General features: G+C 67.1%; 9 protein-coding genes and 1 pseudogene. 6 read left to right on the top strand and 4 right to left on the bottom strand.

The window, feature by feature from the left end:
- Both AC1DHD_RS11810 and AC1DHD_RS11805 read left to right on the top strand, forming a co-directional pair.
- Window positions 1-223, top strand: a pseudogene (locus AC1DHD_RS11810) (HNH endonuclease); the annotation flags it as partial.
- 128 nt (window positions 224-351) lie between these two features.
- Window positions 352-564 carry a hypothetical protein gene (locus tag AC1DHD_RS11805; RefSeq protein ID WP_476879897.1) on the top strand — a complete coding sequence of 71 codons (213 nt, stop codon included), beginning with the start codon at window positions 352-354 and terminating at the stop codon, window positions 562-564.
- An 85-nt stretch (window positions 565-649) separates the two neighbouring features.
- Here AC1DHD_RS11805 and AC1DHD_RS11800 read toward each other — a convergent pair whose 3' ends face one another.
- Window positions 650-1,435, bottom strand: a complete 786-nt coding sequence (locus AC1DHD_RS11800) for a GNAT family N-acetyltransferase (protein ID WP_476879896.1) — start codon at window positions 1,433-1,435, stop codon at window positions 650-652.
- A gap of 110 nt (window positions 1,436-1,545) precedes the next feature.
- On the opposite strand from AC1DHD_RS11800, the gene AC1DHD_RS11795 reads away from it, so the two are divergent.
- Window positions 1,546-2,220, top strand: a complete 675-nt coding sequence (locus tag AC1DHD_RS11795) for a class I SAM-dependent DNA methyltransferase (protein WP_476879895.1) — start codon at window positions 1,546-1,548, stop codon at window positions 2,218-2,220.
- Here AC1DHD_RS11795 and AC1DHD_RS11790 read toward each other — a convergent pair.
- Window positions 2,217-2,723 carry a GNAT family N-acetyltransferase gene (locus AC1DHD_RS11790; protein WP_476879894.1) on the bottom strand — a complete coding sequence of 169 codons (507 nt, stop codon included), beginning with the start codon at window positions 2,721-2,723 and terminating at the stop codon, window positions 2,217-2,219. The genes AC1DHD_RS11795 and AC1DHD_RS11790 overlap by 4 nt on opposite strands.
- Window positions 2,724-2,836: 113 nt before the next feature.
- Between AC1DHD_RS11790 and AC1DHD_RS11785 the strand changes: the two genes are divergently transcribed.
- The gene (locus AC1DHD_RS11785; RefSeq protein WP_476879893.1) at window positions 2,837-4,192 is read left to right on the top strand and encodes a uracil-xanthine permease family protein; all 1,356 of its coding nucleotides are present in this window, start codon (window positions 2,837-2,839) and stop codon (window positions 4,190-4,192) included.
- Window positions 4,193-4,269: 77 nt separating this feature from the next.
- Here the strand turns inward: AC1DHD_RS11785 and AC1DHD_RS11780 are convergent, their stop codons facing one another.
- A complete protein-coding gene (locus tag AC1DHD_RS11780) occupies window positions 4,270-4,800 on the bottom strand; it encodes a hypothetical protein (protein ID WP_476879892.1) in 531 nt (176 codons plus the stop codon).
- Between the two features lie 160 nt (window positions 4,801-4,960).
- On the opposite strand from AC1DHD_RS11780, the gene AC1DHD_RS11775 reads away from it, so the two are divergent.
- Together AC1DHD_RS11775 and AC1DHD_RS11770 are read left to right on the top strand one after the other, a co-directional pair.
- Complete coding sequence (locus AC1DHD_RS11775; RefSeq protein ID WP_476879891.1) at window positions 4,961-5,452, top strand: DUF6328 family protein; 492 nt, start codon at window positions 4,961-4,963, stop codon at window positions 5,450-5,452.
- Window positions 5,453-5,501: 49 nt separating this feature from the next.
- Entirely contained in the window at window positions 5,502-6,164 is a 663-nt protein-coding gene (locus AC1DHD_RS11770; protein ID WP_476879890.1) for a DUF6766 family protein, read from the top strand.
- Between the two features lie 11 nt (window positions 6,165-6,175).
- Here AC1DHD_RS11770 and AC1DHD_RS11765 read toward each other — a convergent pair.
- Window positions 6,176-7,769, bottom strand: a 1,594-nt coding sequence (locus tag AC1DHD_RS11765; RefSeq protein ID WP_476879889.1) for an MFS transporter, incomplete at its 5' end; no start/stop codon positions are given.

Below are 7,769 nucleotides of genomic sequence, written 5' to 3'. Positions count from 1 at the left end.
ACCATCCCCGCCCCCTGGTGCGAAGCCCACCACATCACCTACTGGTCCCACGGCGGCACCACCAGCACCGACAACGGAACCCTCCTCTGCTCMCACCACCACCACCTCATCCACAAAGAACAATGGACCATCCACAACCACAACGGCACMCCCTGGTACACCCCACCCACCACACCTCGACCCCACCCAACAACCCCGACGCAACCACCACTTCCGACCCTAAAAAGAAGTCCAGACCGGCCATCGACCCGGCCCTGCCCCAGCAACCCGCGGGAGGGCGCAGCTTCCCGGCAGCGCCACGGCAAGTATGTTGGGACCGCTAATGCCGCTTGCCTATAGGAGGGAATCCGTGTGAAGAATCCGTCCATCCCTCAGCTGGCGGCTGGAATCTTCATGCTCGTCTGGGCGATGATTTTCCTCACCTGGACGCCCCTCGACGCGGTGCGGCTCATCACAGGGATCGTGCTTGTTCCCGTCGGAGTGCTGCTGATCGCCAGATATGTCGCGGCCCGGCGCCAAGCGGGACGGGCGACGACGCACGCCCCGCCTGACGCGCAGACGTAGCTGCAGGACGGGCTGAGCCGCTATGCCGTCGCCGCAGCTCCTGCGGCGCACCCCAAGGTGGCTGCACCGGCAACTGCCGCCGAGCTCACCGCCGCCAGAGGTAGGGCGTCGTCGTCGAGACCCGTTCCAGGCCGTAGCGCTCCAGGATTGGCCGCGAATACTCAGTCGAGTCACTGTGAATGAGTGTCTTGCCTAACGCCATCGCCGAGCGGGCACGGGCTGCCGTCAACGCCCGGTAGATGCCCCGCCCGCGCCACTCCTGGCGGGTGGCGCCGCCCCAGATTCCCGCGAAATCCGTGTCGGGCACTGGTTCCAACCGTCCGGCGCTGACGATGCACCCTCCATGCTCCCCCACCCACAATTCCATCCCGTCGTCGCGGGCCATCCGGCGCAGAATGGCCTCCGCATTGCCCTCCGAGGCGGGGGTGCCAAAGACGTCGTCCTGCATGGCGCTCATGGCGCGGATGTCGGGCTCAGCCGTTATGCGCCGCAGGGTCACTCCGGGCGGTAAGGCCACCTCCACGGCGAGAGCGCTGGCGGGTCCGATCATGACCGATTCGGTCTCGTCGGGTTCGAACCCGTTCTCCAGCAGCGCCTCGTGAAGTCCGGGCGCGTGGTCGTGGCCGCGGGTCTTCCATTCAACCCGCACAATGTCCGGATCGGCGCGATAGAACTGGGCCGTCTCGGCCACCCACCCCGCGATCGTTTCCGCGCTGGCGCCCGCCAGGTCCTGGTAGGTCACGAATCCGCGGGCGCCCGCGAAGGTCACGAGCCGAAGTGGGCCCAGCCGTTCGACGGCGATCGCACTGGGAGTTTCCGCATCGGTGCGCAGTTGCTGGTCGTAGGCCTCAAGGAGTTTCGAAGTATGCATTGGACCTCACGGTACATCCAGCCGGAAGGCACCGCTCCGCCATAACGCGCGACACCGCCCTCCATGCGAAAAGGGGGCCGCATCCGGCCCGCCGCCGCTAGGCTCGGGCCATGGCAAACCCGAACCTTCTCGACCAGATCAGGTCCGCCTACAACGCCGTGGCGGAGTCCTATGCAACGGTCCTCCCGGACGCCACGTTCGAGGCGCCGCTGGACCTCGCGATGGTTGAGGGATTCATTGCCCTGGTCTGCTCGACGCCGGAGCGCAGGGTGATCGATGCCGGCTGCGGTGCCGGGCGGATGAGCGCCCTCCTCACCGGCTCGGGAGTGCAAGTTACAGGCGTGGACCTGTCGCCGGAGATGGTTCGGGTGGCCCGCGAGCACCACCCGGAGCTCGCTTTCGAGGTGGGTGAACTGTCAGGGCTCCCGGCCGCCGACCCCGCTGCGGACGGCGTCCTCGCCTGGTACTCGATCATTCACTCATCCCCTGCCGAGCTCCCGCGCATCGCCCGTGAATTCTGGCGGGTCCTCCGGCCGGGCGGCTGGGCGTTGCTGGCATTCCAGGCAGGGAGCGGGCGCCGAACTATGGCACGCGCCTACGGCCACGACGTCGAACTCACGGCCGAACTCCACATTCCGGACGACGTCGCCACCCGGTTCGCGGAACAAGGCTTCACGCTTGAGGCCCAGCTTGTTCGGGCGCCCCGGACGTCTGAAAAGCACCCGCAGGCGGTCCTGCTGCTGATGAAATCCCCGCTGCCCGGACCCGGCGCAGCAGCCAGCTAGCCGCCGTCGGAAGTATTGGACGTAATGGAGATCCAGTACCGCCACGCGTCGGCTGATTCCGGGCCCACGCGCACACCGCCCTGCCGCTCAATAGTCTTCGCCGAGGGGAGATTTCCGGCCTCGCAGACCAGCACAACACCGTCCATGCCAAGCGAGCGCGCTTCCTCGACCATGCGGCCGAGCGCCCACGTTCCCAGCCCGCGCCCCCGGGCGGAGGGACGGATACCGTACCCAATGTGCCCGTTCCGCTCCACGAACCCGTCGGAGCCGTGGCGCAGGGCAATCCCGCCGAGCACCGCACCGCCGTCGACGATCCACCGGTATGTGCAGTCCTCCGACTCGCCGGCCAGCCGTGYCAGCCACGCCTCAAACCCGGCTGCAGACGCGACGTCGTCGTCCGGGAGTAACCCGAAACCGTCCTCGTGCAGGCCCGGCCCCCATTCCGCGTGAGCCGCGAGCCAGGCAGTATGAAGGCGCTTCGTCGGGGCAGTCAGTGCGGCCATTCCGCCACTCTAGCGCCGCCGAACCCGCGTCGGGAGCCTCCTGCGGGCGCGGTAAAGTGTCACCGGAAGATTCCTTCCCGGTCCCGCCACACATTCTTGAAAGGCTCGCTGCAATGAGCATGCTCGGCACCAAATGGAAGATCCACGGAAACGGCAAGTCCGTCCGCCCCGGCGAGGTTGTCCGGCCCGATGAACGGCTCGCCTGGCCCCTGACCATCGGCGTGGGCATGCAGCACGTTGTCGCCATGTTCGGTGCCACCTTCCTGGTCCCGATCATCACGGGCATGCCGCCGGCCACCACCCTCTTCTTCTCCGGCATCGGCACTCTGCTGTTCCTGGTCATCACCCGGGGCCGCGTGCCCAGCTACCTCGGCTCGTCGTTCGCTTTCATCGCCCCGATCATGGCGTCGCAGCAGCAGTATGGGATCGCGGGCGCGCTCGGCGGCGTGGTGCTGGCCGGCGTCGGACTGGCCATCATCGGCGCCATCGTGCAGAAATTCGGCGCCGGGTGGATCAACCGGCTGATGCCTCCGATCGTCACCGGCGCCATCGTTGGGCTCATCGGCCTGAACCTGGCCCCGGCCGCCAAGAATAACTTCGACGCCGCCCCCATCACCGCCCTGATCACCCTCGCCGTGATCATCGTGGTCAGTGTGTTCTTCCGCGGCATCCTGGGCCGGCTGAGCATCCTGGTCGGCGTGATCGTGGGCTACGTGGTGGCCATGATCCGCGGCGAGATCCACTTCGCGAAGGTCGACGCCGCCGCGTGGGTCGGGCTTCCGCACTTCCAGACCCCGGAGTTCCACCTCGGCGTCGTTGGCCTCTTCGTGCCCGTGGTGCTGGTCCTTGTGGCCGAGAACATCGGCCACGTGAAGTCGGTCTCCGCCATGACAGGGCAGAACCTCGACGGCGTGTCCGGCCGCGCRCTGMTGGCCGACGGCGCCGCGACKGTCCTCGCCGGCCTGGGCGGCGGCTCCGGCACCACGACATACGCCGAAAACATCGGCGTTATGGCCGCGACGAAGGTCTACTCGACGGCGGCCTACTGGGTGGCGGGCATCTTCGCCGTCGTACTGAGCTTCTCGCCGAAGTTCGGCGAACTGATCGCGACGGTCCCGGCCGGGGTCCTGGGCGGCGCCGCCACTATGCTCTACGGCATGATCGGCGTCCTGGGCGTGAAGATCTGGGTGCAGAACAAGGTCAACTTCTCGAACCCCATCAACCTCACCACCGCCGCAGTGGCCCTGATCGTGGGCATCGCGGACTACACGTGGACCATCGGCGACCTGAAGTTCACCGGCATCGCCCTGGGATCCGCGGCCGCGCTGGTGATCTACCACGGCATGAAGGCCATCGCGAAGGCCCGCGGAACCGTGGCCGAGCCGGAAACGGACGACGCCGCCGCGGTGGCGGCAGTGAAGTCTGCGGTGAACGCCGCAGCGAAGCGCGCCCCGAAGAAGCGCCGCTAAGCGGCAGCCGGCACACAAAAGGCCGGCCCCTCCACCAGATGGTGTGAGGGGCCGGCCTTCGGCGTTTCGGCGGCGGATTACCCGGCGTCGAACGAATCCTTGTCGTCGCGGCCGCGGTCCTTCGGTGATTTCTCCTCCGGCAGGTCCGTGCCGCTGCCGTCGGGAAGGCCGGCCGCGTCCTGGCCCGATTCCGAAGAGAAGGGGCGCTCCTGTTCCGGTTCCTCGGTGTTGGCCGCATCCATATCCGCCTCCGAGGACGGAACGGCACCGCCGCGCTCGGCGGCTGCCGCGCTGCCCTGCTCGAATCCGGCCTCGCTGCTTTCGTTTTCCGCGTTCATCTGTTCCTCCGTCCCTCCGAAGCGTCCGGCTCCGGGTTCACCTGCACTGTCCTGGTCTTCGGCGCCGAACTGGCTCAGGTCCGGCGCTCCGGCCGGGTACGTCTCGCCGTCCGGGCTGTCCTGGTTGAGGCCGGCCGCATCAAAGGCCTCCTCGTCGCGGGGCTGCGCAAACGACTTGTCGTCGCCGCCCGGCACTTCCTGCTCGGCGGTGGGCGTCCCGTAGCCGCCCGCTTCTTCTTCGATGGGGTGTCCCTGCTGGTCCTGAGTCATGTCGTTCCTCCTGCATTCTGGCATTCGGCCGGTCGATTCTGGATGATCGGAGCTGAGGATTGGGCCGGGCAAACATGCCGGGCCCTATCGCATTTCCACCGTACCCGAAAAATCCTCAGTAAGCTTAGTACCGAGGCGATTTTCACGATGAGGAGCGATGATGCCGGACGCAGCAGGGTCCCCGGGCACGGGGCGGGACGAAACCTTTGACGAGAAGATGGACCGCAACTGGGCGGAGCTGCTGCAGGAACTCCGGGTGCTCCAGACGGGCGTGCAGATCCTCGCCGGCTTCCTCCTGACCCTTCCCTTCCAGGCCCGCTTCACAACCCTCGACGGATTCGAAATGGTGCTCTATCTCGCCACCGTGGTCCTTGCAGCCCTCACCACCGCCCTGATCCTGCTGCCCGTCAGCGCGCACCGCCGGCTGTTCCGGCAGGGCCTCAAGGAGACCCTAGTGGCCAGCGCGGACCGGATCGCGAAACTGGCCCTGGCCGGCGTCGCACTCCTCAGCGTGGGTACCTCGGCGCTGGTCTTTGACGTGGCCATCGGCCGGGCAGCGGGCCTGATCGCGGGCGGCGGGCTGCTCGCCGTGCTGCTGGTCCTCCTCGTGCTAATCCCGGGCAGGCTCCGCCACAAAGCCCGGCGGACCTAGTCCGGCACCGGCCTAACACTTCACCATCCACCCAGAGTCGGGAGAACAAATGCGCAAGTGGGTTAAAGAACGCGGGCTGCTGCTGGCCAACATCGGGCTCTTCGTTGTCTTCTTCGGCGGAATGGTGGTCACCGGCGCCGCCGACTACAGCGAAGACCAGCTGGCCCACGGGCAGTCCGCCGTCGGGATCTTCGAGTACCTGGGTACGGGCGCGTTCCTCGAGGCGACCTTCGAGAACTGGGAGTCGGAGTTCCTGCAGATGGGCATGTACGTCATCCTGACGGTGTTCCTCTTCCAGAAAGGCTCCTCCGAATCCAAACCGATGGGCAACGCTGCCCCGCAGGATGAAGACCCGCGAACCGCCACCATCAAAAAAGCGACGCCCTGGCCCGTGCGCCGGGGCGGGTGGGTGCTCAAACTCTATGAGCACTCCCTCTCGATCATGTTCCTGGTGCTGTTCCTGGCTTCAGTCGCCCTCCATGCCGTCGGCGGCAGCCAGGAATACAGCGACGAGCAGCAGGCCCACGGCCAGCCGCCCGTCACGGTCTGGGGCTACTTCGCCACCAGCCGTTTCTGGTTCGAGTCCTTCCAGAACTGGCAGAGCGAATTCCTGGCCGTCGCCGTACTGGTGGGCGCCTCGGTGTACCTGCGGGAGAAGGGCTCCCCCGAGTCCAAGCCCGTGGCCGAACCGCATTACGAAACAGGGGCCTGACGCCGCGGAGGCTAGTCCGCGCGGCCGTCCCTCTGCGCGGAACCGGCTGACTGGCCGGGGTCGGCCGGAGCAGCGGGCGCACCGGGCGCCGCCGCCCCCGACTCGGCACCGGTCGCCGCCGCCCCCGCCTCACCCTCCGGCGGTTCGTAGGTGTGGTCGAACGGCATCTCGTTGAGGTCCAGGTTCTCGTTCGACTCCTGGCCGGCCACCAGTTCGTGCGCCTCCTCAATCGTGTCGACGCTCGGCATGGAGCCCATCAGCGGTTTGCCGGCCGTCTCCTTGATGAAGTACACCGCCACTGCCCCAACGGCCGAGGTGGCCATCAAGTAGTACGCGGGCATCATTTCGTTGCCCGACGCCGCAATCAGGGACGCGATGATGAACGGCGCCGTGCCGCCGAAGATGGCCACGGCGAAGTTGTACGCGATGCCCATGGCCCCGTAACGGCTGGCAGTCGGGAAGAGGGCGGGCAGGGTCGAGGCCAGGTTGGCCACGTAGAACGTCAGCGGGAACGCGATGAGCGCGAGCCCCAGCAGTGTTGACCAGATGGCCCCGACGCCGATCAGGAGGAAGGCCGGCGCGGCCAGCACCACGGTGCCGAGCGAGCCGATCCACAACACCGGCCGGCGTCCGATCCGGTCCGAGAGCTTGCCTGTGAGCGGAATCGCGGCGGACATCAGCACCAGGATGGGGATGGTCAGCAAGGTGCCATGAAGCTCGTCATAGCCCTTGTTGGAGGTCAGGTAGGTCGGCATGTAGGACGTCAGGGCGTAGCCGACCGTGTTCGCGGCGGCCACCAGGATCATGGCTAGCAGGATGCCGCGCCAGTGTGAGGTGAAGATGGCGACGGGTCCCTTGGTGTCCGCGGCCTCCCCGGCGGGACCCCCTGCCTCCTGCGCGTCGAGGCTGGCCTGGAACGCCGGGGATTCCTCGATCTTCATCCGGAAGTAGATGGCAATCAGGCCCAGCGGACCGGCAATCAGGAATGGAATCCGCCACCCCCACGCCACCATAACGTCCCCGCCGAGGGTGACCTGCAGCAGGGTCACCAGCGCCGCGCCGATGGCGAAGCCCATGTAGCTGCCTAGGTCCAGGAAGCTGGCGAAGAAGCCGCGGCGGGCGTCCGGGGCATGTTCGCTGACGAAGGTGGTCGCACCCGCGTACTCCCCGCCGGTCGAGAAGCCCTGGATGAGTTTGGTGGTGACCAGCAGCACTGCCGCCCAGATTCCGAGCACCGAGTAGCCGGGCAGCAGCCCCACCACGAACGTCGAGGCTGCCATGATGATGAGCGTCATGGCCAGGACACGCTGACGGCCGATCTTGTCGCCGAGCCAGCCGAAGAAGACCCCGCCCAGCGGCCGGGCGATGAACGTTGCTCCGAAGGTGCCGAGCAGGAACAGGTTCTGCACGGTCTTGTCCGCCTCGGGCAGGAAAACCGGGCCCATGGTGGTGATCAGGTAGCCGAAGACGCCGACGTCGTACCATTCCATCGTGTTCCCGACGATGGTCCCGCCGAGGGCCTTACGCATAACGCGCCGGTCAACGACGTTGATGTGTTCGACCTCCAGGCGGCGTTCCTGGAGTTTGGGCCGGCGGGGACTGGTG

It is taken from the genome of Arthrobacter sp. 05L45_2 (assembly GCF_056397525.1).
Note: the sequence above shows the minus strand (reverse complement) of the source record. Positions and strands in the feature narration are given on the sequence as shown.

Excerpts from the sequence above, each read along its gene's own strand:
- AC1DHD_RS11775 (WP_476879891.1), top strand. The coding sequence starts at position 4,961 with ATGCCGGACGCAGCAGGGTCCCCGGGCACGGGGCGGGACGAAACCTTT.
- AC1DHD_RS11770 (WP_476879890.1), top strand. The coding sequence starts at position 5,502 with ATGCGCAAGTGGGTTAAAGAACGCGGGCTGCTGCTGGCCAACATCGGG.
- AC1DHD_RS11795 (WP_476879895.1), top strand. The coding sequence starts at position 1,546 with ATGGCAAACCCGAACCTTCTCGACCAGATCAGGTCCGCCTACAACGCC.
- AC1DHD_RS11800 (WP_476879896.1), bottom strand. The coding sequence starts at position 1,435 with ATGCATACTTCGAAACTCCTTGAGGCCTACGACCAGCAACTGCGCACC.
- AC1DHD_RS11780 (WP_476879892.1), bottom strand. The coding sequence starts at position 4,800 with ATGACTCAGGACCAGCAGGGACACCCCATCGAAGAAGAAGCGGGCGGC.